Source organism: Microvirga tunisiensis (genome assembly GCF_009296175.1).
GTDB lineage: Bacteria > Pseudomonadota > Alphaproteobacteria > Rhizobiales > Beijerinckiaceae > Microvirga > Microvirga tunisiensis.
Map to the genome: position 1 here is coordinate 107,314 of NZ_VOSK01000003.1, position 24,399 is coordinate 131,712.

Sequence of the window (24,399 nt, forward strand, 5' to 3'; positions counted from 1 at the left end):
TTCAAATCAATCCTGATGTCTGATCGGGCCCCAGATGATCCTGTTCTGCTGAAATGGCAGGCCGAACCTGTTGCCAAGATCTTCGACGAGTTCCGACTTCTTGAGGCGGATCATAGATATTATCAGGGCTACCAAGATGCTCTTGACTGGAATACAGCCGATTTCAAGGAGCTCACGGCAATCCCATCCCAGGAGCGAACGGCCGAGCAGAAGGACATGATCCAGGCCGACCTGGAACGGATGACCTATGCCATGCAGGTGCTCAAAGGCGGTGAGTCCATGAAGGCTATCAAGGCTCGCCTTGATGAACTGTCGCAGCAGTTCGAGGCTCTGCGCGGGACTGAGGCGTTTGTCGCGTGGGAGAAGGTTTACAATGCGGACGGAGCGCTTGCTGCCCCAGGTGCGCCTCTTGCCGTCAGGGAGAACCCAACTTTGCCCTTTGATGTCCCTGACACAGCATCAGGTACTGAGGCTGATGCTGTTAAAGGAGAACTCGAAAAGCTGGGACTGATGGCCCTAGTCGAGAAGATCAAGAACACTGCCGAACAAGGCGCAGCGACGGGCATCATGGCAGGCTGAGCATTGGCAGCGCAGCCTGTGGGACAACGGCGAATTTCCGATAAGCCTTTATGGAACCGGATAGTATGTCTTTTTAAACTATTCGGAAGATGAATTTCCGACCGACGGCCCGGGCTCAGTAAATTGCCAGTCTAACTGGCCTTCCAAAGAGCCTCAGTTGGGCAACAATTACTTAGATATTCCTGATCGGATTAGGGAGTGATTTTGTCGGGTTTGAGTTTCCAAATGTAGATGGCATGCAGCCCCTCGCCCGGTTTGCAACCAACTGCAAAGACGCCGCGCCGAAGCGTCCCATCGCTAGCAGGGCTCGGGATCATGGCCTTGCTTGAGACGGCGAACTGCGGTCGCAGGATGCCAGTGGGATTGTCCAGAACGACCGGGTCTTTGGTGATGTCAGGATTGAGAGGCCGGAACCGGGCAAAGGCGGTCTCAAAGATCGTGGCGTAGGCTGCGCAGTGCTCGTCCGGAACCCTAAAGAGATTTTGAATAAGGACCGTATCATCCTCATCCAGCAGGGTCAGTGTCTTGCTCAGAGCGCAGGTGCTGTAGAGCTGCCGAGCTCCAGCCAAGTCCCCTGCGGCTGAGAAGGACTCGAAACGACGATAATCATCGGCTGAGCACGGCGGAGCGTGAACTGTGACCACCTGAGGGAGCCGCTCACCCGCGATTGCGGCAAACAGGATCTCATACAAGAAGCCCGAAAATCTCCCGCCGATCTGGGCTCCGCGACTTGTTTTGGCGGCGGCCGGGCTTGCGGCCAGGACACAGGTGATAGCCAGTACAATTAGCGTTCTAAGGGCGGAGCGCAGTACCTGCATGCGATTGGTCGCCTTCCTATCCAAATCGCGGCTCAAGATTGCACGCAGGGCCATTTGTCCCCTAGGACGATGTGTAAGAGCCCACCCGCTTCAAGATATTGGAAGTGGGTATAGTTCTCCATGAACGCATAGTAGGCGTCTGCAACTTGCTCAGGCCCTGTCGTCTCCGGAAGGCAATAGGGCAGGCGAGTGTTCGAATATTCAGCCTGGACCTTTGCCCCTCGAAGGAATCCATCGATAAAGCGCACACAAACCGGCCGGTTCGGGGAGCCTTTTGAGCAAGGCTCCAGGTAGTTGTAGGCCCACTTCATCTCAGCACCCGTCGCCCCTGCTTCTTGGGGTAAACCGAAGCATGCCATCAGGCCGGCCAAGCCAACCGAGGCCACCGCTGATTTGATCTGTCTGGATACGGGGTTTGAGCCCATTGCCCCTCGCGCTATTCGTCGACTTTTACGGCGCTGCTTCCTATAGCGGCGCTTATGAAGCGTGCCATTTCATTTTTCACTTCGTTAGGCTTGGCCCTCCTCCTCAGTCTCCCCGTTGTCATGGTAGCGGCCGCCATCAGCTTCTTCATGCTGCCCCTCTCAGCCGTGGAAGCACAAACCGAGGTCGGGGCGCGTCGTGAGACTGGAGTCTGGCTCCTCCTCTGGATGAGCAGCCTTTTCATCGTCAGCGGGATCTGGCTGACCTGCTTTATGGCTGATGCGCCTGGTAAGGCTTACCGGCTCATCCACCATGCCGTCTGGGGGCTTTCCCTTTTCCTGATCCTCCTCGCGGTGGCATTCGGGCGGGATCTTGGAGGCTTTGCCACCCTGCTGCTTGGAATATAGAATTTCGCGGAACGGGCCTTATGGAACGCAATTGGATGGGACAGTCCGACCTGCAGGTGCAGGGATCTCAATCCTGCTCAGGATATCGGAGAGATTGTCTGGCCAGACCGTCTCAGACGTTTGAGCTAATTCCGCCATTGACCACCAGCGATGGTCTGCCATGACCTCATGCTCTTCGGGTGTCCATCCGTCCCGCGACAGGTCCGTATGCTCGGCCTGAACAACAAAGAAACGTTCTTCCGCCATCACATGCTCGCCGTCTGGGAGCTGTAGGACGAACTCTCGGCTCCCCACTTCAGGTGCTATCGTGTCGACGTGGAGGCCGGTCTCTTCTCTGAGCTCCCGGATGGCCGCCTGTTCAAACGTTTCCCCCTCTTCGAGGCCGCCTCCCGGTGTGGCCCAGTAAGTTTGACCCGCAAGGGCTCCTCGCTGGAAGGAGAAGCGAAACAACAGCACTCTTCCGTCCGGATCGAGGACGAGCAGTCGGGCTGAGGGACGTCGGCGCATAGGATGTTCCTCAAAGATAAAAAGCGGCGCGCTATGCGGTGAGGCTAAATTTGAACGACCTGGTATTGACCCACTATGACATCCGGCGCCTCCTCATGGCCAGGAGTTCGACCTCAAGATCGATCTTGCGGTCCTTGATCATCCGAACCACCGCGCGGAAATACCCACCCGGGTTTCGGATTCTGTTTTCTCCGGATGCGACGTCGTCCTCGTAACGCTGCACAACGAGCAACACGGCAACCGCCGCCTTGACGGCCCCCAGCTCATCGACGGCCTCACGCCAGGCGCTCTCGTGAGCGCCCAACGATGCCCGCAGGAACCGCCCGGCCGCCACGATATCTGCCACATCGCGGATCGGTTGTCCGTACTCGCTAACGGCAGGGCAGGCCTCAAGGATCAATTCCGGTGATAGGTGCTCTGGGGTTTGTTCGGTTGAACGAACCGCCTCAGCTTTCTTCGGAAAGCCTTTGTTACAAGATTCGCTAGGAGATCCGTTGTTTGCTTCTATGTGGCGGAATCCGATTCCGCCTTTCCCGGAGTCATAGAACGTTTGTTCTGTACTAATCCGCAATGCTTGCCACGCGTTTAGAACCCCTGCTGGGATCGCCCCCGAGGACCTCCGCGGCGTCTCTGCCATCAGATTGCGATACTGCTCCTCGAGGTCGGTGCGATCGACCTCCGGATAATGCTCCGCAAGGGACGCCAGAGCCTCCTCGCTCGCTCGCCGGCAGATGGTCACCTCGTCGAATTCACGCTTCCGGACCTCCCGCAGCTGCTTCTGCTCAATGAGAAGGTCCTGCCATTCACCCCGACGGGCGTAGATCGGCGTCAGATCGAACCCGAACGCATCAATAATCTCCCCTGCCAGATCCTTCACGGCATACCGCTTCCCGTTTGGAGAATCCTTCGCGATGATCAGTCCCATCTCGATGAGGGCCTTCAACGCGAACCGGATCGTGCGCTCGTTGAGCCCAGTCCGGCTGACCAGGTAATCGTTCGACGGCCAGACCAGAAGCCTTTCCCAATCCTGCTCGCCCCAGCAGGCGACGAGTTCCGAAAGCACCAGTCGCAGGGCAGGGCGCAGTTGGAGCGCCTTCTCCGCCTCCCGGCCGGCAGCCGAGAGTTCCTTACGAGTCACGCTACGGCCGTTTTCGAGCGCGAGTTTCCTCGCGGCCAGAGCGGCATGGCTGAGCCGCCGGCCTCCTGTCGATGCCACCTGCATCGCACCCTCCATGTCAGGGCAAAGCGGGAGCGTTCACCGAATCCGATGCTATTGACGTCAGACTGTCCGGATGGCATAAGGTTGTTGCTAGACAAATCCTTATTGCCGCTCCGGCGGTGATCCCAAAGGCCCTCGAAGTTTCCAGCTTCGTGGGCCTTTTGCTTTGCCGGGTTACGTCACTGTCTTCGCCTCCTTGCGAATGAAGACCGTCTCCAGCGCGTGGGAGATCGCAACCTGCTTGGACGGGAAAACCCCGCTCCTCACAGCCTGATCGAGTGCCTCACTGATCGGCTCCGACAGCCAGACGTTCGTCTGCCGCTCGCCGCGGCTTTTGCGGCCCTCACGGAAGCGCTGAACGCGTTGGCGGGCAGAGTGATTAGCCATGACACACCCACGATGCTAGTTACGCGCCACCAGCGTTGCCCGATTCTCGGAGGGGAGTGGAGTCGAGGAGCAAGCAGAAACACTGAATCATCAAAGAAGGCTTTGGAAAACTTCGTATAATTCCTGTTGCTTTCTAGAAAGGCGGAGTCAAAGCGAAGCGCGGCGATTCGTTCCGAGCTAATAAACCGGTCCACAGGATAAGAAGAACCGAAATATTCGCCGATTCGTTTACATCCAACAGGAGAGCAGGTCCGGCCCAACGACTCTGCTCTGCAGGGAAGCCTCTTTATGTCGAGCAATCTTATTGAAGCCTAGAAGCGTGATCTCGCCTACACGCTGGAACGGGCCCGCGAGATGGATCCTCCAGTATCCCGAGAGGTCGCCGACACCAGGAGCTTTTCGCAAAAATCTCGACAGCTCTCGTTGTGATCAAGATGGATACGGACAGTTCTGCAGAGGAACTTCGCCAGTTCGCCGCCGAAGTCCTTGAAGCTACCCGGCTGAAGTTTTAATAATCCGAACCCGCCTCCTAAGCCGTCCAGCGTCGAGATCCTTATGACGACCCAGCCCTACCGAGATACGACGGCCGTCTCTGAGTTGACAGGCGAGCCGGTCAGCACCTGGTCGGAGGAATGGCGGCACGAATGCGAGGCGAGGGCGGTCCTTGCCATGGCGCCGGCCGACCGTGAGACGTTTTTCAACGGCCATAAAGAGGACAAGAGCCAGCGCGGGATCGTCGCTGTCCGAGGTGAGGCCGCAGCGGATGCACTCTGGCAAACCGTCAGACGCTTGCACGAAGTCCGAGCCGCCAAGAAACAATCTACGGTTGGGCCGGAACTTTGAAGTATCGCCGAATCCCGCGTTTATAACCGCCTTACAGTTGAATATTCGGCCGGCAGCCCTGCAATTTTGCCGCCAGGGGAGGGCATGGCGTCTGATCTCATCGACCACTATATCGGCCTTGCCAATCCTTAAGGCCGGTTCCGGATGACCAATAGACGACGCAACGAGGGGCGAGCCTGTGATGCGGTGCTGCAGCATCTGGAACAGCGCACAGGTCGCACGCGCCGAGATCTCCGCATCCCCGAACGCATGCCGGACATGCCGCCTGTGGAGCTCCTCGTTACCCTCGGCGAGCAGCCTTACGCTCTCGAGCATACCCTGATCCAGCCATTCCGCGAACAGATCGAGTGGGACAGGTACTTCACATCCCTGACAACTCCCGTCCAGCAGGCGGTCGAGGGCCATCTGCCAGGCCGCGGGACATTCACGCTCCTGCTCCCGACTAATGTAAGGCTGCCGGATCCGCGCGCGCTCACGTCAGCGCAACAGGCCGTCACGGACTGGATATTGGAGAAGGCCCGGGAACTTGCCGAACAAGCGCCTCCAAATACCGAGCGAAACTACCTACCGCGGGGACATAGCCAGGAGATTCAGGAAACTCTTACGGGGATCCCGTTTCCTCTGAAGTTGGTCCATCACATTCACTGGGCCAGGTCTCCCCGCCATGACGGGCGCTTTTTCATCACTCGATATGTCCCGGAGGAGCTCGAAAGTCTCCGGCTGTCCAACTTGCGGATCTCCCTTTTCGGCAATGGGAGGAATACCGGAAAATGCCCGAAGTTGCTCCAGTGCAAAGAGCGCTTCGGAGCGATGACTGTGCTTGTCCTCGAAACCGACGACTTCGTCCTATCCAACCACGTTGTAATCAGGGAGGCTCTTCAGAACCTTCTGGTTGGTCGCGTCGATGCCCCGGATTTGGTCTTCCTCATCGATACAACGGGCGCCCCTTGGACTCTTTGGCATCTCATGAGCCAGGACAATCCGGATCCCGATGACCAGCATTACGATTTCCCGGTTGATCAACTCCAAGACCTTATGGACAGGTCACACGACAACTCGCCGGCGACCTAGACCGGCGGCCGAAATTTGCAGCACTGGCTGGGCTAGAAGATCTGCTCAGGGCTCGCCACGGAGTTCGCCAGTTACCGACCGTGTTCCCAGTCGGAGATGCGCCGTGCCTGTCCAGATGCCCGCGAGGGCTACATTGCATGGACTTCGGCTCGAAATGGGCGAGCAGAGCGATTGATCGCCTTAGCCCGCCCGAGTATTTGCTATGAGGCAGCCGAGAGCTTCTGCAGGTTTTCTTGCGGAATGGAGTGAAGGTAATTCCATATAGCTTGGTTGTAAGCCTTCGGCGCGTCAGTGAGCTGTTTGAGTGCTTTTGAAAAGCCGACCGCCGAAACTGCTCCAAACACGATACCAACAAAGATCCAGGTGCCTAAGAAACTACCGCTAGGCGATAGTACACCAGCAACAATGGCACTGATAATTGCGCCGAAAATTATGTACATCACCACGCCGGCCTGACCACTCATCATCGATGCACGAACAAGTGTGAAGCCGATTCTCTCCAGGGCGTTCTGCCCACGCGCTTTAACAATTTCGCCTGTTGCTCCAAACCCGTAGACCTCATTCGTGGTCACGTTGAGCACACCAGCCCAATGCCAGAGCTTTGCAACCCGGTTTTCGCCGGCGACCATTATCAAGCGGTCTCCGGGGCTAACATGAACGTCGCCGGGGAGATCAACACCTGATTGCGTTCCGTTGTCCCATTTGATGCGAACTCGAAGGTGCTGCGTCGTGGAGGTCTCAAAACTAGGAGCTTGGATGTATCCGCCATAGGTAGGATGAATCCACCCCCCGCCGCCTTCGAGTCGAGCGTGTGACGAACTCCAATTCTGGATATCAATCGCGGTCCCGCTCAGGAAACTAAAATCTACAGTCTGACCAAAGATCTTGCAGGTATTATCGGTAGACAAAATTGGCTCCATATCATCGAGGGGCTGACTTTTCCTATTTTGAATACCTAATAGGTTGCTCAGTGAACAGCAGTGAGCACCATCAGACAGGCTAAATTTTTCAGGTGGTTAACTGAGAAATCTCGTTGTCAGAAAATGCTGCGAACGGGATATCCCCTCATTGCACTCTGTATCTAATCCCTTTCTTAGGACCGTCAGACAGACCTCAAGAGAGGGGAGAACAAACGGTTACCTGTAGGCCACGCTATAATATTCGCATAAGCAAACTTTTGACAAGAAGTTCGTAACCGCTGGTGTGCGAGGATCCTTCCGCTCAGGAGAATCCCATGCGCTCCAATCGACGGCTTGCTCAGTTATGGCTTGATGCCCTGTCCACAGAACTCGGGGCCTCGGCCGGTACCATCGACACCTACACCGACGATCTGAACTGCTATCTCGCCTGGCTCGAGGAGAACAGCCTTGGATTGGATTCTATTGGCCTCGAACAGATGCGCGACTACATCGCCGAGCTCGATCGGCGCGGCTATGCCGGGTCGACCATTGCCCGAAGGATCACTGTGGCGCGCGGCTTGCACAAGTTCCTGATTGCGGAGGAACTCGGCTCCCACGATCCCACATCCAATCTCTCGTCAATGCGCCGAGCCCGAAAGCTTCCCTTTGTACTGTCGATTGCCGAGACGGAGGCGCTCCTGGAGACGGCCCACAGGCTTGCGGCCGATCCCTCGGTAGGCATTTACCGTCAGGCCGGCTATGCCCGTCGGGCAGCCCTATTCGAGACGCTCTACGCCTCGGGCATGCGCATCAGTGAGGCTCTTTCACTTCCGTCAGACGCTGCCAGGCCGGGAACCCGAATGATGATGGTCCGTGGCAAGGGCGACAAGCATCGGCTCGTACCTCTCCATGACAGAGCCATTGCAGCCATTGCTGACTGGCAAAAGCTAGCCTCTCAATATTCAGGTGGGGAACCGACGCAGTGGTTATTTCATTCCGTCCGCAACAGCACGAAGGCTTTGACGCGACAGGCTGCTCTCCTTGAGATTAAGGAAGCGGCAGTGGCGGCCGGGATTTCCAGTCCTGATCGGGTATCGCCTCACGTCCTACGTCACGCCTTTGCGACCCATATGCATTCTGGAGGCACAGACCTCAGGGTCCTGCAGGAACTGCTCGGGCATGCAGGCATCGAGACCACCCAAATTTACACCCATCTGGACCGGTCCCGGCTGACCCAGATGGTGCGCGACCTACACCCGCTCAACAGCTTCGAAAGTGCCGACTAGCCGCGGATCTGCGGCCAACGATGGGGCTAGAGCTTGTCCCACAGCCCAGCGCGCCAGATCGCCCAGAGGATGACTATGCCCACAGCGCAGTAAATTTTCACCCGGTTCCGGTACCAGAACGACTTCAGGAAGAAGCCGCCGAACATCCAAACGAGGCCCCCGAGGATAATGAAGCCTATGGCGGGCTCCAAATAGACCTTCCACGCTTTCGCAAAGTCAACGTTTTTGAAGATGAACAGGAGCGTCGCACCGCCGACGCCAAGTACGATCGGCCAGTTCGCGCGCACAAACCCCTTCTTCTGAGTCTCGTCGCTATTGTACTGCTCACTCACATTTCGCTCCCACAAGACCTTTAACCTGTGCGAGATTCCTAGCATCCAATCCTAGTCCGAAACTGACCTAATCAGAGGCCGGACTACGGTCGACTGACATTGATAAAGCCCAAAGAAAAGACGCCGGCGGCATCGCTGCCACCGGCGCTACAGAGCGGCGGAATAGGATCTGACGTCTACTACCGCCCCGTAGATCCTGCGGAGACCCAACCAGCTCGCGCAGTCGATTGTTGGCTCGTCTCGGAGAAGTACTGCTGGCTATCTCCAAGCACCACCGTCGGATTGCACTTCGGTGTGCAAGAGTACGATTCCTTCTCCATACCCCGCTGCACAGAAACGATACCGTACTTCGGAGCCTGAACCTGGATTAGGGCCTCCCCAAGAATCTTGCCCTCGTCACCGACCAGCACAAGGTTTGTGACCCCGTATGTCTTTCCAGTTACCACGAGAATCCCGTGCTTCTGCGCATTCACGTCGGCGATCGCGGGGTTGCCGAGGATAAGGGTTTTCAGCCCGCCAGGAGCTCTGACCACCAATGCCTGATCAGTGGCGACACTGACAGTCATCTTCAATGGCTTGCTTGGTGCCTCATCGACAGTGGTGAACGGGGAATCTGGCGCAGCCAGCTCAGGATCTACCTCCTTCACCTGAGATTCTACCGCGTATGCCGTGCTCGCTAAGCCGAGAGACAACGAAATCAGCGCGCCTACGCACGTAGAGCGCACGTAGAATCTACGCTGCAATACGCCAGCAAAGGGCGAAGAACGTACTGGATGGCGAACCGGGTCACTCATTTATGTCCTCAATGCGTATACGAAATGCGGATACAAAGGCCTCAGAAGGGCTACAGGAGAAATCTACTCCCGTTTCAAAAGCATTTGAACCGAATATTGCGGCATAAACAAGCCTTGACCCCCTTTTAAATCCTATTGACGGCCTTTCTAAACCCCACTACCCATTTTCCATGGACGCCGGACCCACCGAACCACTGCGAATCCTCCGACGATCCAAACGACCTGCCATCTTTGTGGGGTCTCGGTTTCACTGTCTAACAAAGGATCTGACATGAAGACTTTTCTGAAGAAGCTCGCAAACGACGAGTCCGGCGCCACCGCCATTGAGTACGGCCTGATCGCCGCAGTTGTCGGCGTCGGTTTGATCACGGTCCTCGGCGGTCTGAAGACCAATCTGAGCACGACCTTCCAGAACGTCGGCAATGCGCTGACCACTGCCCCCTGATCTTAAGCATCATGCGAATTCCTCATGAGGCGCCGGAGACGGCGCCTCTTTTAGTTTGGAAATGGGATCAGAAAGGGGGTAAAAACCCCATTAGAAAGATTTGCGCGAGAATATGCCGATGTATGGAATCTCCAAAGACGCGATCCTTCTCGGGGTGGCTGTTACGTTCCTGGTTGCGAGCCCATTGAGTTCGCTTCCTTCAACGCAATCCATGCCCCTGAGCGGAGACGACATGTTCGCTCCCCTCCCCTCTGCGCCAAGCATGGTAGGGCTGCCCATCTTCATGGACGGTGGTCCTCAGTCCATGCGCTACCCGAACAAGGCTTGGAACGCCTACATGAACCAGGCCCTAAAGCTGCGCGGCTACAGCGCTATCGAGTCCTGCCAGGAGCGACTGAACACGCCTGCCAATGCCTTCGTCATGGGGTGCCAGGGCAAGCTTCAACTCGTCGGCAGCATGTATTCTGGCTACGCCGCGCACATGAACTCACTGACCGATCCTGAGCCTCGTCGTTACTCATGGAACGACGGCTCGGCCTCTCGCAAATCGACGCGAGGGCTCGGCGCCTACAAGGCGAGACTCGCCGAAGAAAACAGTACTCCCCGCCGCTGATCCGGCTGGTTCACGCCAATAAACTTAACTCTGTGCCGCCACCGCGAACGTCGGGCGGCGTCACCTAAGGGCAGAATAATGCGCTCCATTCCACTGATCGCCGCGGGCCTCGTTGTTACCTCCGCCTACGCGTTGGACACTAAACAGCTTCCTCATGAGATGCGGTCGAGCGACCCGTTCTCCATGCCGCTGATCATTGAGGCAGGCGAATCCGACTGGAGCGACTATGGGACCGAGGCTCCTCCCGCCCCTATCCCGGCTCCCGTTGCCGCATCGAAGAACGGGAAGGCCGATCGTACTGCACAGAGGCAAGTTCCAGCCCCCAGGGAGGCTCCCTCTCGACCGGTGACCAAGGATACCGCGCGCCTCGGGGACCCAATCCCTGTCGCCGCAGCTCCCGCACAAGCAGTGGAGGCTCCCACCCCGGACGCTGTACCCGTTCCGCCGCCTTCTCCCGCCAAAGTCGTTGTCGCCGCTCCGGCGTCCGAGCCGATCCCGGTTCCAGCGGGTGTCCTTGCCGACGTCCAGCCAAAGCAGGCGGTCGCTTCTCCCGTCCCTGCTTCCTTGCCCAAAACCGCGGATGTCCCGGCCGGCCCCTCTCCGAAGAAGCAAGACGACGCTGCAGCCACCAGGTCCGCTCAGAAAGATTCCCCCAAGCTCGAGGCGGACAAGCTGCCCAAGATCGATGCCGCCGCCATCGAAAAGGGCTTGGCTGGGGTCATTGAAGCAACCTCGGAAAAGCCGGTGGAAGCCCCCGCCAAGGTGGAAAAGAAGGATAAGGTCGAGAAGGTTGAGAAGCCTGAGGAAAAAGAGAAGCCAAAGCCTCACTTCACGGGCAACCAGGGCAAGGCGAAACCTGTTGTCCTCGCCTCCGTCTCCAAGCCCGTTGGAATGCCCAACGGCGATCTGATGCGGACGGTCCGGTACTTCGATTCATGGAATCTCACCTGTGACCTGAATCTCGGTAAGAACGAGCGGATCTGCTCCGTCGAACAATCGGTCGCAAAGGATGCGGAGACCTTCGTCTGGAAGATTGCCACTGCCCAGGACAAGAAGGCCATCGTCCACTTCGACTTCACCGCCAAAGCCGATGCGGTGCCAGGTCTTAAGGTAGTGATCGCGGGCTTCGAGCGCTCCATCGCCGCCGAGGAATGGGCCTGCGGCGCTGACCGCTGCACCGCCTACTTCCCGATCGCCGGCATTGTCCAGAGCTGGTTCTCTGGTAACCCAAGCGTAAAGTTCCGCTATTCCGTCGACGGCAAGCCGGTGGAGCTCGACGCCACTATGGGCGGATTCGAGACCGCCATGCGTGCAGCAAGCGAAGATCCTTTCGGGATCAAGACCGCGCGCGCGACTACGGACACTAAATCCCAGGGAGAAAAGGTGGCTTCCGCCGAGGCCGCCCCCGAGAAGCGCTGATCTCCCGCAACCCCATTGCAAACAGACGATTACCGATGGATCAGTATCTCACCATTCAATTTGCCTCTGTCGCGGTCTTCGTCCTTCTGATGCTGACCGCTGCAGTCTCTGACCTCCTGACGATGACGATTCCAAATCGCCTCACCATCGCCTTGGCTGGTCTCGGCATCATCTTTGCCCTTCTTCAACGGCGCCCGATTGACGAAGTCGGTTCCAATATCCTGGTCGGATTTGCAACTCTCGTGGTCCTGTGCGTTCCCTTCTACTTCCGCTGGATGGGCGGCGGCGACGTGAAGCTGATTGCAGCCATCGCCCTCTGGCTTGGGTTCAGCCAGGAGTTCGTTACCTTCCTGACCCTCACCGCCATATTTGGCGGCTTCCTCACCCTTGGCCTCGTAACGCTCCGCCAGATTCCAGTTCCGGCAGCAATCTTGCAATTGGAGTGGTGCGACCGGCTTTACTCCCGCCAGCAGATGATCCCCTACGGGATCGCTATCGCCCTGGCAGCAGCCATCACAGTATTCCAGACAGTACTCTGATCGTCACTGCCTCGAATAAAGCCATTAAGAATACCATTAGTTAGCCGGATGCTACTTGTTCCCTTTTCTGGGCTCGCATAGGCATACTCTTGAACACGCGCAATCGACAGATTTCATAGGAATCTCCCAGACATGAAACCCGCCCGAGCCCTTGTCTTCGGTGTTGCGATCCTCTCTGGTGGAGGCGTTGCTTTCATCGCGGGTCAAAATTCCGTACCTCCCCCGCCACCGGCCCAGATTATCCAGGCGCCGGCCATTCGCGAGACTGAACGTACGGTTGAGGTTCTCGTTGCAGCCCAGCCCCTCGAAATCGGCCGTCGCATTGGGCCCGGAGATCTCAAATGGCAACGGTGGCCGGAATCTATCAAGCCAGACGATGGCATTCTGCATAGCCCGAACACGAACTTGGATTCCTTCGATGGTGCTCTCGTCCGGACTCCACTGATCGCCAATGATCTCATCACACCCGAGAAGCTCATCACTGAGAAGGAAAACGGCTTCCTCGCTGCCATGCTGAGCCCCGATATGCGTGCCATCGCCATTCCGATTGATGGCGGAGGGGCCGATACTGCAGGTGGCTTCGTTCTGCCCAACGATCGCGTGGACATCATCCGCGTGGAGATGCGTGATCCGAAGTCCGGCGGCCCGACCTCTCAAGTGATCCTCAGCAATGTCCGGATCCTCGCCATTGGCAATTTCCTTCGTGAAGAGAAGGGCAGCAAGACGATTGCCGGTCGGACCGCCACACTCGAAGTCACCCCCGGCCAGGCGGAAATGATCGTCTCAGCCCAGAAAATGGGGTCTCTCACCATGGCCCTTCGTCCTTTCGAGAAGGACGCTGCTCGCGTCCCTCAGGAAGCAAAAAAGGACACCAAGAAGGAAGAGCAAAAGCTCACCATCATCCGGTCCGGCGTCGCCGCCGAACTCACGCAGTAACGGGAAGATCCATGCCCTTTATCAACTCACCCGCCGGCTCTCCCGTGAGACGTGCTATCGCTATCGTTCTCGCTGCGTCGACTGTGCTTTCCCCGACCATTTCGATTGCAGCCGACTATCAAACTGCGCCGATCATGACGCTCTCGACGCGGCCGGCTTCTCGTCCTACCTCACGACCGGTCAGCGGCATGAACCGCACCATCGATCTGGCTGTCGGCACGTCCGACATGATTGATCTGGACACAGAAGCTGCAGATATCTTCGTGGCAAACCCGAAAATCGCTAATGCGGTTATCAAGTCGAACCGTCGCCTCTTCCTCGTAGGTGCCAGCAACGGCTCGACCACAATCTATATCATGGACACTGACGGTCGCCGCGTTGCCACGTTCGATGTCCGGGTAGCCCAGGACCTTTCGCTCCTGCGCGAGACGCTGTCTCAGACCATCCCAGGCGCCCAGATCGTGGCAAATATGGTCGGCAACAAGATTATTCTGACCGGCGAGGTTGCTTCCGCCGGGGAAGCCCAGCAAGCCATGGACATTGCAAGCGCCTTCCTCGACGGCGGTCCCGGAGGAGCCATGGCGAGCGCAATGGGGCCTCGCGGGATGCCGATGCTGCCCGCGGAAGATAGTGGCGGCTCGTCCCCAGGCCCGTCGAACGGTGGAATTATCAACGCTCTGACTATTCGCGGCCAAGACCAGGTGATGCTTAAGGTTCAAGTTGCGGAAATCAGCCGCAACGTCCTGAAGCAGCTCGGCGTCAATGCCAATGGAACCTGGAAGGTCGGAAACTGGCTCGCTGGCGGGACATTCGATGCTCCCTTCTCGCTTCAGGGAATGGATAAAACCAGGAGCGTATTGGGCGGCGACTTTGCCGGCGATAAAGGCAAGGGGTCCGCGATGCTCAAGGCCATGGAGCAGGCTGGTGTCGCCCGCACTCTGGCTGAGCCGACACTCACTGCAGTCTCTGGAGAGTCAGCAACCTTCCTGGTCGGCGGCGAAATGCCGGTGCCGACGGCAGTGCAGTGCGTACCTGGAGGCGGCTGTACTCCGACCATCACATTCAAGAAGTTCGGTGTCTCTCTCAATTTCACCCCTGTCGTCATGTCAGGCGGGCGCATGAGCATCAGAGTGGGCACAGAAGTTTCGGAAGTCGATTCCACGATCGCCCAGACCATTCCGGTCGGGGAGGACACAACTTTCACGATCCCTGGCTTCAAGACCCGGAAATCCGAGACCACGGTCGAGTTGTCGTCCGGCTCCACGATGATGACGGCGGGACTGATCCAGACGAACACCCGTCAAGCGATCAACGGATATCCAGGCCTGATGAATGTTCCAATTCTGGGAGTTCTCTTCCGGTCGCGCGACTATCAGCGCTCCGAAACCGAGCTGGTCATTACCGTTACACCGTACTTGTCGAAGCCGGTCGATCCTAAGAAGGCCGTGCGCCCGGATAAAGGATTTGAGAACGCACCCGATCCGGCCACCGTCTTCCTGGGTCAAGTCAATCGAGTCACGCCACGCCAGGCCCCCAGCAAAAAGCCCCTCAATGGCGTCGGCTTCATCGTCAACTAAGGAAACATGTCATGACACGCATTATTCGTGGCACGACCGTGGCTGCTCTCATCAGTCTCTCTGCCCTCACTCTCTCGGCCTGTAGCACGACCGACTTCGTGGACACCAATGTTTCCCCGATCCCGGCCGCACACGACGAGCGCTTTCCCATCGAGCTTCGAAACGCTCCTCAGGAGCTCAGGGTCTACCCGATGAGAGCCTACGGGCTGGATCCTCGCCAAACACGGGATGTCCGAGATTTCGCAAGGTCCTTCAGAAACGAAACTAAGTCCCCTCTTCTGATCTCAATCCCGACCAATCCTGTCGGGGGATCGGAGCCAGCAGCCAGTCGCACGGCGAAGGAAATCAAAGACGAGTTGGACCGCCTTGGCATCAACGGTGGGAACGTCCGCTATGCCAACTACATGCCGGAGGATCCCGGCAAGGTCTCGCCCGTGAAGCTATCCTACATCACGGCCCAAGCGAAGGTAGTTGCCGAATGTGGCGTATGGCATGACGACCTGGGCGTCGCCAGCCTCGAGCTCGACATGAACAATCGCGAATACGAGAACTTCGGCTGCGCGACCCAGACTATGATCGCGCAACAGATCGCTGACCCTTTGGATGCAGTCCGGCCACGTCAGATGGATCGGATCGACACCGCGAAGAGGCTCAACGCGATTGGCAAGCTCCGCAACGGCGAGGATCCCGGAACCAAGTGGGTCAGGCCTGAAGCTGGCATTCAGGAAAGCATGGGCTCGGGAGGTAACTAAGATGAAGACTGCCATCACCATGGGCACAGTTCCGCCAGTCCTGATCGAAGGCTGGTATGAGAACTCGGAGACAAAGGATGCTCTCGAAGCCTCCTTCAGCAGCCGCTTTCTGCTCCGATCCACGAAACAGGTTTATTCGGGAGGTATCGAAGGAGCCACCGGCAAGTACCACAATGTCCGGTCCCCGGACGTTCTGATTGTGGAGGCGTCAGGAGACGCTGACGAAGTCCACCGCAAGTTGGATCGGCTCGCAGACGTTTGCGACGCGCGGACGAAACTTATCGTCATCGGTTCCATCAATGATATCCAATTCTATCGGAGCGTGATCGACTTCGGCGCCAAGGACTACCTGATATCGCCGGTCGTTCCGGACACGATCACCCGATCAATCGCTAACATTTACCAGAGCAGCCAGAGCAAGGCGTCGGGCCGGCTGGTTGCCGTCATCGGCGCTTCCGGTGGGACTGGAGCCTCTACGATTGCCCACAACCTTGCCTGGACCGCTGCGGAAAAGCACGAAAAGTCGACCTTGCTCGTCGACATGGACGTGGCATTCGGCAGCGCAGCACTCAATTTCAACATCAACGAAGCGGCCGGCAAAGATATCGCTGAAGCGCTTTTCTCGACGGCTGACCGCATCGACGAAGCTCTGATCACAAACCTGATCTCGCCAGCATCAGACAAGCTGGAGCTTCTTTCCGCTCCGTGTCTGCTGGACCGCACCTGCGACTTTGACAAAGCAGCCGTCGACAAGCTTCTGGACGTACTGAGGGCAACAAGCCCCCTCTCGGTCATCGATGTTCCGCATGCTTGGACCAGCTGGGTGTATCAGGTCCTGGCTCAGGCCGACGAAATCATCGTGGTCACGGTTCCCGACCTCGCGGGACTGCGCAATACGAAGAACCTGTTCGCGCAACTGATGCAGCTTCGGGCGTCGGATCAGCCTCCTCTGTACGTCCTGAACATGACCGAGGTGCCAAAGAAGCAGGAGATCACGGTTGCCGAGTTCTCTGAGGGCGTTGGCGTACCGCCAACCACGGTCGTACCCTATGACGTCAAGAACTTTGCCACTGCAGCCAACAATGGCCAGATGATTTGCCAGATGAATACCAATGCGCGGATCACTAAGGCCTTCGAAGATCTGTCGGTAAAGGTCACCGGCGAAACGATGGATCCCCCGAAGGCGCGCGCAAACTCGCTCGCGTCTCTGGGGTCACTGACCGGTCTACTTAACCGTTTCCGCAAGCCTAGCGCCGCCAAGGCCGCTGCTTAAGCGAGGTATCCATGTTCGGAAGACGCGATTTCGACCCGTCAGGGCACGCCCAGTCTGACACTGCCACCGTTATCCCGATGCCCAAGCCGGTCGCCGACCAGCCGCGTACTCCGCTGCAGGTAACGCCCCCGGGCCCGGATCCGGTTGGCCGGACCGAGGCCTACTACCGCCACAAACAAGACATCGTAGCCTCCGTCTTGACCGCCATCTCTGGCCGCGACCTGACACAGGGTGATTCCGCCCAGCACAAGCAGGAAATCCGCCGTATCGTCTTAGACTACATCGATGTGCAGAAGATTAGCCTCTCACGCCCTGAAAAGGAGTCGATGGCGGAGGACATCATTCATGACATCCTAGGCTATGGACCACTTGAGCCTCTTCTAATCCGCGACGACATCGCCGACATCATGGTCAACGGGACCAAGGAGACGTTCATCGAAGTTAAGGGTAAAATCGAACCCGCTAACATCAAGTTCCGGGATGAAGGTGAGCTCCTGAACATCTGCATCCGAATGGCCAGCGCCGTTGGCCGACGGGTCGACGTCAACTCGCCGATCTGCGACGCGCGCCTGCCCGATGGATCTCGTATTAACGTCATCATCCCTCCCCTTGCGATCGACGGACCGACCCTCACCATCCGTAAGTTCAAAAAGGACAAGCTGAAGATGCAGGACCTCGTCCGGTACGGGTCCATCTCGGCTGAAGGGGCGGAGATCCTGCGCATCCTCGGAAAGACGCGTTGCAACGTTGTCGTCTCAGGCGGTACCGGATCAGGCAAGACTACCCTCCTGAACTGCCTGGCGGCCAATATCGAGTCCGACGAGCGCATCATCACCTGCGAGGACACAGCGGAACTGCAGCTGCAGCAGCGCCATGTAGTCCGGCTGGAAACGCGCCCTCCCAATATCGAAGGCGAAGGCCAGATCACGATGGAGGACTTGATCCGCAACTGTCTGCGTATGCGTCCCGAACGTATCATCGTCGGCGAAGTGCGCGGACCGGAGGCATTTGACCTGTTGCAGGCAATGAACACCGGTCATGACGGCTCCATGGGTACCCTCCACGCCAACACGCCCCGCGAAGCCCTTTCCCGTCTCGAGTCTATGATCATGATGGGCAAGAACCTGTCGGAAAAGGCAATCCGAGACATGATCGCCAACGCGGTGGACATCATTATCCAGACCAAGCGACTGCGCGACGGTACACGCAGGATCACTCACATCACCGAAGTTGTGGGTATGGAGGCCGAAACGATCACGACCCAGGATCTTCTCGTCTTCGAGATCGAGGGCGAAGATCACCGTGGAAAGATCGTTGGCCGTCACAAGGGCCAGGGGATCGTGAAGCCACACTTCTGGGACCGCGCCAAGTACTACAACGAGGAAGACGCGCTGTCGGCTGCCTTAAAGAGAGCAGGGGAAGGCTGATGAACAGCAGTCTTGTACTCCCCCTCCTTGTGGTCGTGACGCTTGCGGCCATAGCCTTAGCCGTCATCCTACCCCGCCTCACGGGAGAATCGAGGACAGACAAGCGGCGCCGCGCTCTCATCAAGAACCCGGCCGTTTCCAAGCAATCCCGGCAGGAGCGCTCTCGCGAGGCAATGAGACGCCAGGCCATTGCAGAAGGCCTTAGGGATCTCCGCAAACGTGGGGAAGCAAAAAAGGACCTCGGGATCGAGACATTGCTGGAGCAAGCAGGTCTTCCGTGGTCCAAACAGCAATTTCAGCTGTATTCGCTGCTCGTCGGTCTTGTGCTCGGTCTAGTTGTCTTCATCGCCTTGAGGAACATCTATGCAGCCGCGGCCTTTGCTGGCTTGACCGGATGGATTGTGCCCAAATGGTATGTCAAACGCGCCCGCGCCAAGCGCTTTGCAGCCTTCGTCGCTGAACTCCCGAACGCACTTGATATTCTCGTCCGGGGCGTAAGGGCGGGTCTCGGCCCAAACCAGTGCTTTGAAATCATCGGCCGTGAGACGAAGGAGCCTGTGAGGAGCGAGTTCCTAGCAATCAGTGAGGCACAACGATACGGCTTGAGCCTTAGCGATGCCGTGCAAAAGCTCACCGAACGTATGCCGATCTCGGAAGCCAACTTCTTCGCCATCGCCATCGTGCTTCAGTCAAAGACCGGCGGCAAGCTGGCAGAGATCATGGATGGTCTTTCGAAGGTTGTTCGGCAGCGCAAACAGATGAAGGCGAAGATTTCCGCCTACAGCGCGGAGGCGAAGACCTCATCGGGAATCATCGGCGCACTTCCGGTCTTCGTCCTGGGTTCTCTCCAATACTCGTCCCCAGATTACGTGGCCCCTCTATGGAACACCAATGTCGGCCTAATGGGTCTGGCTGGGGCAGTTTGCTGGATCGGGTTGGGTGCCTTCATCATCAAGAAGATGTCAAATTTCGAGATTTAATCCGTGTTGAGCCTCTCCCCCATCATCCTACTTCTCGGTTTGGTCCTCATTGGCTGCCTAATCGCCATGAATCTGCCAGCCTTCTCCAGCGAAGACGCCGCCTACAAGCGGCGTCTTCAGGACATCAAGTCCGTCCATTACGAATTTTCCAAGGATGGACCAAAGCGCAGGCACGTCACCCCTCCCCTGCGGTCTCTAGCCCTCATGGCGGTCAACTCTCTCGACTTGAGGAAGCACCTCGGCTCCGACGATCACAAGGAGCGACTGATCCAGGCTGGCTTCAGGACACCAACCAGCGAGACTATGTACTTGTTCGCTCGGTTCGCCTGCCCTGTCATCGTCGCGTTGTTTTCTGTCATCCACCTCTTCGGCCTCAACACATTCGATGTCGAGCTGCCGATGCAGATCGGCGGTGTGCTGCTGGCTGCCCTCTTTGGGCTCAAACTGCCGGACATTTACATTAAGAACGCTCTCATCAAGCGCCAGGATGAAATCAGAAAGGCTTGGCCCGATTGCCTCGATTTGATGCTGATCTGCGTCGAAGCCGGTATGACTATCGAGATGACTTTCCGCAAAGTGTCTCAGGAAATCGATATCCAATCCAAGGCACTTGCGGAGGAGCTGACATATACACTGGCCGAACTGTCACACTTGGCGGATCGCGCTCAGGCCTACACCAATCTCGGCGAACGCACGGGGCTTGAAGACGTAAAGAACGTCGCAGTGTCGCTTACCCAGGCTGAACGGGTTGGTACCCCCATCGGACAGGCGCTAAGGACCTTGGCCCAGGACAGCCGCGATCGTCGTATGACGGCTGCAGAGAAAAAGGCCGCCTCGCTGGGCCCGAAGCTCACTGTCCCGATGATCGCATTCTTCCTGCCGGTGATGCTTTTCCTGCTTGGTTGGCCTGGCGTTATTGCCGCAATGGGTTGGAAGTAGGGTATATTGGTTTTCACAAACCCCATTAGAAATCTGGAATCTCCGCAGATGGTCTTTTTCAAACGTCTCCTTGTTGCAAGCGCCCTCAGCGTTTCCCTTTCGGCCTGCGCCAGCATGAAAGCGGAGGATCAGTCTCTATCGAGTGCGGCCTATACCTCATCGATTGACAAGAGCGCTCGTGCGGATCTTTCCGATCTCGCCAGCAATTACCAGCAGTCGGCGGAGGATCCGACAGCGGCTATCAACTACGCCAAGGGTCTTACTCAGAGCGGTCGACACGAGCAGGCAGCTGCTGTTCTCCAGCAGGCAGTTTTGAAGTCCGACGGCAATAAAGCGGCGATGGCGGCCTACGGCAAATCACTGATCGCCATCGGGCGCTATGAAGAGGCCGCAAACGTCCTCGCCGAGTCTCACACTGCGGACAACCCGGACTGGCAGGTCCTGTCAGCTCAGGGTGTAGTTGCTGACAAAATCGGAGAACATGAGAAAGCCCGGCACTTCTATCAGCAGGCTCTTCTCATTACACCCGGAGACCCGGGCGTATTGACCAATCTCGGCCTCTCGTATGCCATGACCAAGCAGTACGGTCAGGCGGAAGCTAGTCTCCGCCAAGCGGCGGGCAGTTCTTCAGCCGACGCTCGTGTTTTCCAGAACCTCGCGGTCGTCCTGTCCTTGCAAGGTAAGCATCAGGAAGCCAAAAAGGTTCTGGCCGACCATGTTCCGGCTGATCAGATTGAGGCCAGCATGGGCTATCTCAAGGAGATGTCTGGCCGAAGCGAGACGATGGTCGCCGACGCCGTACCAGCCCCCACGTCCGCCCCCAAGGCGAAAAAGCGGAACTAGCATCGTGACCTCCATCGCCCCCATAAGGCGCCAAGGCTTGGATTTTCCGAGCCTTTTTTTATGGAGCATCATCAGCTCCCTTTTCTGCGCCTATTTTGTCATGGCCGTTCTCGGATTGGTCCGTATCAATCCCTCAGACTTGGTGCTTGCGGTTTTGGCATCAGCCGTCGGGCTGTCTCTTTGGGCGTTCTATACGTTCAATCGTCCCGACGAGCGCATTGCGCGCCTCTCCCGCGGTATGGTCGAACTCTTCCTTTTATCCTTTCTTTGTGGGTCGCTGTCCTATCTGGCCGCGGCCTTGAACAGGCCCCTGTGGGATGAGGTTTTCGATATGTGGGACAAAGCCCTCGGCTTCCACTGGAAGGACTGGCTTCTGGTTCTGAATTCCCACCCTCGGGTCCACCTGGTCCTCGCAGCTGCCTACCACTCCATGATCCCGCAGTTTATAGGGGTCGTCGTGGCTCTGGTGACGGCCCGAGCATTCAAGACCCTTGATACATTCCTGATTGCGTTCGGGATCGCGGCGACCGCCACAGTCTCCATTTCGGCGATGATGCCGGCGTTGAGCCCTCTGGTCTATTACAACATCGTCCCGTCAGATTATCCAAACATCGTTCTCGCGGTCCCGCTCGAATTTGCAAGCCAGGTTACTGCTCTCCGTGACGGCTCGATGCGCCTTGTCGATCTGAGCGGAGCCCAAGGTCTGGTGACGTTTCCCAGCTTCCATACGGCGAGCGGCGTCCTCCTGTTCCTTGCCTTCTGGCAGGTACCCTACCTCCGCTGGATCTTCGCGGCGCTGAACGTAGTGCTGATAACATCCGTCACTCTTGAGGGATCGCACTTCCTGGTTGACGTTCTGGCCGGGACCGCTGTGGCGTTAGTCTCATGGTGGACGGCCGATCGAATTGTCCGATTCAATCCATCAGTTGTATCCAGGATCCTTGAAGCCAGCGTCGGGCGCCGCCTCCCTGAGCTAGCTCCGGAGGCCGCCAGACGAACCATCAGGCCTCGATTGGAATGATGGCGAGCCTCCTTCCCGGCGAATGACCAAGATCCCGAGGTCCGCCGAATCGAAGAGCTGCCTAGAGCCCGCTTTCCCGCAAAGCGGGCCTTTTTTGTATTCGGAACAGTGAACTTGCCGTCCCGGCAAACCCAACAATGAGGAGAACCGCCCTGAGTTAACGGTCCAACCGAGGTCTAAGCCACCTCTCCCCCTTTCAGATCCTCTTCGCGGTCGTGGAAAATTGCCATTAACGGCTTTTTTGTATCGACCAATTAGAAACTCCAAAATAGGTTAGACGCCCGCATGACGAACTACCTGTCCCTGGTTTCAACGAAAGATTTGATGGACCGTCCGGTCCGGACGGAGCTCTCCGCTCAGCCAACAAGAAACGATCCACACCATGACCCAGAAGTACATCCTTGCCCTTCGTAACGAGCGGGCGGATTCCGCCGTTGTCCGTCCCTACCCGAACAAGGCAGACGGAGAGGGCGTCGTTCTTACCTACAGCTTTATGACGGCGCTGCCGGAAACCTACTGGACCGGCAACGGTAACCCGGCGTCGTCGTTCGAGGCCTACTCAGCGTCAGAACGCGCTGTGGTCAGGAAGGCACTGGCCATGATCTCCTCCGTGGCCAACGTCGCCTTCGTGGAGACGACCCAGGCTGACTCCGACTTCGCCTTTGGCCAGTACAACATTCCTGGCATGACGATTGGCTACGCCGATCCGCTCGACAGCTGGAAGGCCACCGGTGATGTGACGATGCAGTCGCAGGTTTGGCTCGATAGCCGCTTGGGCCTGACGACCCAGAACGTGCTCCACGAGGTCGGCCACGTCCTGGGCCTCGACCACACGGACGAAGGGCAGCACCGCCTCAGCCGCGCGGACGATAACCGTTCCAATACGGTCATGTCTTATCAGGGCAATGCCGTTAATAAGCTCGGTCCGTTCGATATCCTGGCGCTGCAGGAGATCTATGGCGCCGCCCCTGCCCGCACAGGCAACAACACCTACGTGTTCGGCAAGGACAAGCTGATCTGGGATGGTGGCGGAATCGATACGATTTCGGCGGCCAGTGCCAAGAAAGCCGTGAAGATCGATCTCGACAACGGTTCCTGGAACTACATCGGTTCCAAGTCGAGTTCGCTCTCGAAGGATGGCCAAGTCATTCTCAGCAATTCCGCTGACATCGAGAACCTGACCGGAAGCCGTTACAACGACAACCTGTCAGGCAACGGCCTTGCCAATAAGATGCTCGGTGGCTCTGGCAATGACCGGATCACCGGTGACGCTGGAGACGATCGTCTTTATGGGCAGGCCGGGAACGACGTCCTGAATGGCGGCCTAGGGAATGACTATCTCAACGCCAGCAGTGGCAACGATCAGCTCATCGGTGGCTGGGGTGCTGACGTACTCATCGGTGGATCAGGCTCGGATCGGTTCACCTTCTCGGCACCGGACCACCTCGGCGATCTCACTTCCTTCGATCGGATTAGGGATTTCACGAAGTCCGATAAGATCGACTTCCGCGGCATGGACGCCAATCCTGATGCCGCCGGCCGTCAGAAGCTCAAGTTCACTGGCAATTTCGCGACGGACGACCACTTCTCGGCCGGACGGAAAGGGGAGTTCTACTACAACAAGGTCTCCGACAAGCTCGTTTTCGACTTTGACGGCGACAATGTTGCTGACCACTATTTCGGCGTTGCCGGGGTCAACTTGATGAAGAGCGATTACTTCCTGCTCTAAGCCGCTCAACTAGCTCAAGTCTCCTAGGCTCGCCGGGCACCCGGCGGGCCTTTTATATTGCCGGTCGCTTTAAACGTACGCATCCGAGGTGGGCCGCCTTGTAGGAATTGTCGGATTTGGCACTGACTGTCCTTATTGACGTCAAAAAGGACAGTGCGGCTATGGATCGAGTTGAGATTGTCGATACGGGTCGGCGTCGTCGTTTTAGCAAAGAGATGAAGCTCCAGATTGTCGCGGAGAGCTATTCGGAACCTGGCTTGTGTGCGACGACGGCGCGGCGACATGGAATATCGCGCTCGCAGTTATATGAATGGCGCCGGCTCGCACGAGCGTGGCAACTG

The 24,399-nt window shown here is 57.6% G+C and carries 29 protein-coding genes; 20 read left to right on the forward strand and 9 right to left on the reverse strand.

Annotation, left to right across the window (positions count from 1 at the left end):
* Positions 1 to 216 precede the first annotated feature (216 nt).
* Positions 217 to 579 (forward strand): hypothetical protein, encoded by a 363-nt coding sequence (locus tag FS320_RS02510; protein ID WP_152709033.1) that lies wholly within the window; start codon positions 217 to 219, stop codon positions 577 to 579.
* Between the two features lie 191 nt (positions 580 to 770).
* Here the strand turns inward: FS320_RS02510 and FS320_RS02515 are convergent, their stop codons facing one another.
* The 3 genes from FS320_RS02515 to FS320_RS45030 are packed head-to-tail and all read right to left on the reverse strand — an operon-like array spanning position 771 to position 1,971.
* A complete protein-coding gene (locus tag FS320_RS02515; protein WP_152709034.1) occupies positions 771 to 1,397 on the reverse strand; it encodes a hypothetical protein in 627 nt (208 codons plus the stop codon).
* A gap of 32 nt (positions 1,398 to 1,429) precedes the next feature.
* Positions 1,430 to 1,822 (reverse strand): Rap1a/Tai family immunity protein, encoded by a 393-nt coding sequence (locus FS320_RS50635; protein ID WP_425294296.1) that lies wholly within the window; start codon positions 1,820 to 1,822, stop codon positions 1,430 to 1,432.
* Positions 1,823 to 1,833: 11 nt separating this feature from the next.
* The gene (locus FS320_RS45030; RefSeq protein WP_153885279.1) at positions 1,834 to 1,971 is read right to left on the reverse strand and encodes a hypothetical protein; all 138 of its coding nucleotides are present in this window, start codon (positions 1,969 to 1,971) and stop codon (positions 1,834 to 1,836) included.
* Here FS320_RS45030 and FS320_RS02520 point away from each other — a divergent pair.
* A complete protein-coding gene (locus FS320_RS02520; RefSeq protein ID WP_152709035.1) occupies positions 1,970 to 2,227 on the forward strand; it encodes a hypothetical protein in 258 nt (85 codons plus the stop codon). The two genes, FS320_RS45030 and FS320_RS02520, sit on opposite strands and share 2 nt — an antisense overlap.
* Before the next feature lie 18 nt (positions 2,228 to 2,245).
* Here FS320_RS02520 and FS320_RS02525 read toward each other — a convergent pair whose 3' ends face one another.
* The 3 genes from FS320_RS02525 to FS320_RS02535 form a co-directional block, all read right to left on the reverse strand.
* The gene (locus FS320_RS02525; protein ID WP_152709036.1) at positions 2,246 to 2,734 is read right to left on the reverse strand and encodes an NUDIX hydrolase; all 489 of its coding nucleotides are present in this window, start codon (positions 2,732 to 2,734) and stop codon (positions 2,246 to 2,248) included.
* A gap of 73 nt (positions 2,735 to 2,807) precedes the next feature.
* The gene (repC, locus tag FS320_RS02530; protein WP_152709037.1) at positions 2,808 to 3,956 is read right to left on the reverse strand and encodes a plasmid replication protein RepC; all 1,149 of its coding nucleotides are present in this window, start codon (positions 3,954 to 3,956) and stop codon (positions 2,808 to 2,810) included.
* A 171-nt stretch (positions 3,957 to 4,127) separates the two neighbouring features.
* Positions 4,128 to 4,340: a hypothetical protein gene (locus FS320_RS02535; RefSeq protein WP_036367043.1), complete on the reverse strand. Its 213-nt coding sequence runs from the start codon at positions 4,338 to 4,340 to the stop codon at positions 4,128 to 4,130.
* Positions 4,341 to 4,895: 555 nt separating this feature from the next.
* On the opposite strand from FS320_RS02535, the gene FS320_RS02540 reads away from it, so the two are divergent.
* Together FS320_RS02540 and FS320_RS02545 are read left to right on the forward strand one after the other, a co-directional pair.
* Entirely contained in the window at positions 4,896 to 5,183 is a 288-nt protein-coding gene (locus FS320_RS02540) for a DUF7696 family protein (RefSeq protein ID WP_152709038.1), read from the forward strand.
* A 144-nt stretch (positions 5,184 to 5,327) separates the two neighbouring features.
* Entirely contained in the window at positions 5,328 to 6,254 is a 927-nt protein-coding gene (locus FS320_RS02545; protein ID WP_152709039.1) for a hypothetical protein, read from the forward strand.
* 200 nt (positions 6,255 to 6,454) lie between these two features.
* Here the strand turns inward: FS320_RS02545 and FS320_RS02550 are convergent, their stop codons facing one another.
* The gene (locus FS320_RS02550) at positions 6,455 to 7,162 is read right to left on the reverse strand and encodes a hypothetical protein (RefSeq protein WP_152709040.1); all 708 of its coding nucleotides are present in this window, start codon (positions 7,160 to 7,162) and stop codon (positions 6,455 to 6,457) included.
* Positions 7,163 to 7,488: 326 nt separating this feature from the next.
* Between FS320_RS02550 and FS320_RS02555 the strand changes: the two genes are divergently transcribed.
* The gene (locus tag FS320_RS02555) at positions 7,489 to 8,439 is read left to right on the forward strand and encodes a tyrosine recombinase (protein WP_152709041.1); all 951 of its coding nucleotides are present in this window, start codon (positions 7,489 to 7,491) and stop codon (positions 8,437 to 8,439) included.
* Positions 8,440 to 8,465: 26 nt separating this feature from the next.
* Here the strand turns inward: FS320_RS02555 and FS320_RS02560 are convergent, their stop codons facing one another.
* Complete coding sequence (locus FS320_RS02560) at positions 8,466 to 8,771, reverse strand: hypothetical protein (RefSeq protein WP_152709042.1); 306 nt, start codon at positions 8,769 to 8,771, stop codon at positions 8,466 to 8,468.
* 179 nt (positions 8,772 to 8,950) lie between these two features.
* The gene (locus FS320_RS02565) at positions 8,951 to 9,418 is read right to left on the reverse strand and encodes a pilus assembly protein N-terminal domain-containing protein (protein WP_162003000.1); all 468 of its coding nucleotides are present in this window, start codon (positions 9,416 to 9,418) and stop codon (positions 8,951 to 8,953) included.
* Positions 9,419 to 9,836: 418 nt separating this feature from the next.
* Here FS320_RS02565 and FS320_RS02570 point away from each other — a divergent pair, with 418 nt between their 5' ends.
* From FS320_RS02570 to FS320_RS02645, 15 genes are all read left to right on the forward strand, one after another.
* Positions 9,837 to 10,010: a Flp family type IVb pilin gene (locus tag FS320_RS02570; protein WP_152709044.1), complete on the forward strand. Its 174-nt coding sequence runs from the start codon at positions 9,837 to 9,839 to the stop codon at positions 10,008 to 10,010.
* Between the two features lie 232 nt (positions 10,011 to 10,242).
* Entirely contained in the window at positions 10,243 to 10,623 is a 381-nt protein-coding gene (locus FS320_RS02575) for a hypothetical protein (protein ID WP_152709045.1), read from the forward strand.
* A gap of 78 nt (positions 10,624 to 10,701) precedes the next feature.
* Positions 10,702 to 12,042, forward strand: coding sequence for an invasion associated locus B family protein (locus FS320_RS02580; RefSeq protein WP_152709046.1), 1,341 nt, complete (start codon positions 10,702 to 10,704; stop codon positions 12,040 to 12,042).
* Positions 12,043 to 12,077: 35 nt separating this feature from the next.
* Entirely contained in the window at positions 12,078 to 12,581 is a 504-nt protein-coding gene (locus FS320_RS02585; RefSeq protein ID WP_152709047.1) for an A24 family peptidase, read from the forward strand.
* 132 nt (positions 12,582 to 12,713) lie between these two features.
* Positions 12,714 to 13,517, forward strand: a complete 804-nt coding sequence (gene cpaB / locus FS320_RS02590) for a Flp pilus assembly protein CpaB (protein ID WP_152709048.1) — start codon at positions 12,714 to 12,716, stop codon at positions 13,515 to 13,517.
* A gap of 11 nt (positions 13,518 to 13,528) precedes the next feature.
* On the forward strand, positions 13,529 to 15,094 hold the full coding sequence (locus FS320_RS02595) for a type II and III secretion system protein family protein (RefSeq protein ID WP_152709049.1): 1,566 nt from the start codon (positions 13,529 to 13,531) through the stop codon (positions 15,092 to 15,094).
* Positions 15,095 to 15,105: 11 nt separating this feature from the next.
* Positions 15,106 to 15,846: a CpaD family pilus assembly protein gene (locus FS320_RS02600; protein ID WP_152709050.1), complete on the forward strand. Its 741-nt coding sequence runs from the start codon at positions 15,106 to 15,108 to the stop codon at positions 15,844 to 15,846.
* A gap of 238 nt (positions 15,847 to 16,084) precedes the next feature.
* Positions 16,085 to 17,119 carry a CpaE/TadZ family protein gene (locus FS320_RS02605; protein WP_162002999.1) on the forward strand — a complete coding sequence of 345 codons (1,035 nt, stop codon included), beginning with the start codon at positions 16,085 to 16,087 and terminating at the stop codon, positions 17,117 to 17,119.
* A 77-nt stretch (positions 17,120 to 17,196) separates the two neighbouring features.
* Complete coding sequence (locus FS320_RS02610; protein WP_244626929.1) at positions 17,197 to 18,546, forward strand: TadA family conjugal transfer-associated ATPase; 1,350 nt, start codon at positions 17,197 to 17,199, stop codon at positions 18,544 to 18,546.
* A complete protein-coding gene (locus FS320_RS02615; RefSeq protein ID WP_152709053.1) occupies positions 18,546 to 19,526 on the forward strand; it encodes a type II secretion system F family protein in 981 nt (326 codons plus the stop codon). The genes FS320_RS02610 and FS320_RS02615 overlap by 1 nt, the downstream gene beginning before the upstream one ends.
* Positions 19,527 to 19,730: 204 nt before the next feature.
* Complete coding sequence (locus tag FS320_RS02620; protein ID WP_162002998.1) at positions 19,731 to 20,465, forward strand: type II secretion system F family protein; 735 nt, start codon at positions 19,731 to 19,733, stop codon at positions 20,463 to 20,465.
* A gap of 48 nt (positions 20,466 to 20,513) precedes the next feature.
* Positions 20,514 to 21,308 carry a tetratricopeptide repeat protein gene (locus FS320_RS02625; RefSeq protein ID WP_152709055.1) on the forward strand — a complete coding sequence of 265 codons (795 nt, stop codon included), beginning with the start codon at positions 20,514 to 20,516 and terminating at the stop codon, positions 21,306 to 21,308.
* Positions 21,309 to 21,312: 4 nt separating this feature from the next.
* Entirely contained in the window at positions 21,313 to 22,329 is a 1,017-nt protein-coding gene (locus FS320_RS02630; protein WP_162002997.1) for a phosphatase PAP2 family protein, read from the forward strand.
* Positions 22,330 to 22,711: 382 nt separating this feature from the next.
* Complete coding sequence (locus FS320_RS02635) at positions 22,712 to 24,058, forward strand: M10 family metallopeptidase C-terminal domain-containing protein (protein WP_152709057.1); 1,347 nt, start codon at positions 22,712 to 22,714, stop codon at positions 24,056 to 24,058.
* 116 nt (positions 24,059 to 24,174) lie between these two features.
* Positions 24,175 to 24,399: transposase (locus FS320_RS02645; RefSeq protein WP_244626930.1), on the forward strand; the 225-nt coding region annotated here is incomplete at its 3' end.

Excerpts from the sequence above, each read along its gene's own strand:
- FS320_RS02510 (WP_152709033.1), top strand. The coding sequence starts at position 217 with ATGATCCAGGCCGACCTGGAACGGATGACCTATGCCATGCAGGTGCTC.
- FS320_RS02515 (WP_152709034.1), bottom strand. The coding sequence starts at position 1,397 with ATGCAGGTACTGCGCTCCGCCCTTAGAACGCTAATTGTACTGGCTATC.
- FS320_RS50635 (WP_425294296.1), bottom strand. The coding sequence starts at position 1,822 with ATGGGCTCAAACCCCGTATCCAGACAGATCAAATCAGCGGTGGCCTCG.
- FS320_RS02520 (WP_152709035.1), top strand. The coding sequence starts at position 1,970 with ATGCTGCCCCTCTCAGCCGTGGAAGCACAAACCGAGGTCGGGGCGCGT.
- FS320_RS45030 (WP_153885279.1), bottom strand. The coding sequence starts at position 1,971 with ATGAAGAAGCTGATGGCGGCCGCTACCATGACAACGGGGAGACTGAGG.
- FS320_RS02525 (WP_152709036.1), bottom strand. The coding sequence starts at position 2,734 with ATGCGCCGACGTCCCTCAGCCCGACTGCTCGTCCTCGATCCGGACGGA.
- repC (WP_152709037.1), bottom strand. The coding sequence starts at position 3,956 with ATGCAGGTGGCATCGACAGGAGGCCGGCGGCTCAGCCATGCCGCTCTG.
- FS320_RS02535 (WP_036367043.1), bottom strand. The coding sequence starts at position 4,340 with ATGGCTAATCACTCTGCCCGCCAACGCGTTCAGCGCTTCCGTGAGGGC.
- FS320_RS02540 (WP_152709038.1), top strand. The coding sequence starts at position 4,896 with ATGACGACCCAGCCCTACCGAGATACGACGGCCGTCTCTGAGTTGACA.
- FS320_RS02545 (WP_152709039.1), top strand. The coding sequence starts at position 5,328 with ATGACCAATAGACGACGCAACGAGGGGCGAGCCTGTGATGCGGTGCTG.
- FS320_RS02555 (WP_152709041.1), top strand. The coding sequence starts at position 7,489 with ATGCGCTCCAATCGACGGCTTGCTCAGTTATGGCTTGATGCCCTGTCC.
- FS320_RS02570 (WP_152709044.1), top strand. The coding sequence starts at position 9,837 with ATGAAGACTTTTCTGAAGAAGCTCGCAAACGACGAGTCCGGCGCCACC.
- FS320_RS02575 (WP_152709045.1), top strand. The coding sequence starts at position 10,243 with ATGTTCGCTCCCCTCCCCTCTGCGCCAAGCATGGTAGGGCTGCCCATC.
- FS320_RS02580 (WP_152709046.1), top strand. The coding sequence starts at position 10,702 with ATGCGCTCCATTCCACTGATCGCCGCGGGCCTCGTTGTTACCTCCGCC.
- FS320_RS02585 (WP_152709047.1), top strand. The coding sequence starts at position 12,078 with ATGGATCAGTATCTCACCATTCAATTTGCCTCTGTCGCGGTCTTCGTC.
- cpaB (WP_152709048.1), top strand. The coding sequence starts at position 12,714 with ATGAAACCCGCCCGAGCCCTTGTCTTCGGTGTTGCGATCCTCTCTGGT.
- FS320_RS02595 (WP_152709049.1), top strand. The coding sequence starts at position 13,529 with ATGCCCTTTATCAACTCACCCGCCGGCTCTCCCGTGAGACGTGCTATC.
- FS320_RS02600 (WP_152709050.1), top strand. The coding sequence starts at position 15,106 with ATGACACGCATTATTCGTGGCACGACCGTGGCTGCTCTCATCAGTCTC.
- FS320_RS02610 (WP_244626929.1), top strand. The coding sequence starts at position 17,197 with ATGCCCAAGCCGGTCGCCGACCAGCCGCGTACTCCGCTGCAGGTAACG.
- FS320_RS02615 (WP_152709053.1), top strand. The coding sequence starts at position 18,546 with ATGAACAGCAGTCTTGTACTCCCCCTCCTTGTGGTCGTGACGCTTGCG.
- FS320_RS02620 (WP_162002998.1), top strand. The coding sequence starts at position 19,731 with ATGGCGGTCAACTCTCTCGACTTGAGGAAGCACCTCGGCTCCGACGAT.
- FS320_RS02625 (WP_152709055.1), top strand. The coding sequence starts at position 20,514 with ATGGTCTTTTTCAAACGTCTCCTTGTTGCAAGCGCCCTCAGCGTTTCC.
- FS320_RS02635 (WP_152709057.1), top strand. The coding sequence starts at position 22,712 with ATGACCCAGAAGTACATCCTTGCCCTTCGTAACGAGCGGGCGGATTCC.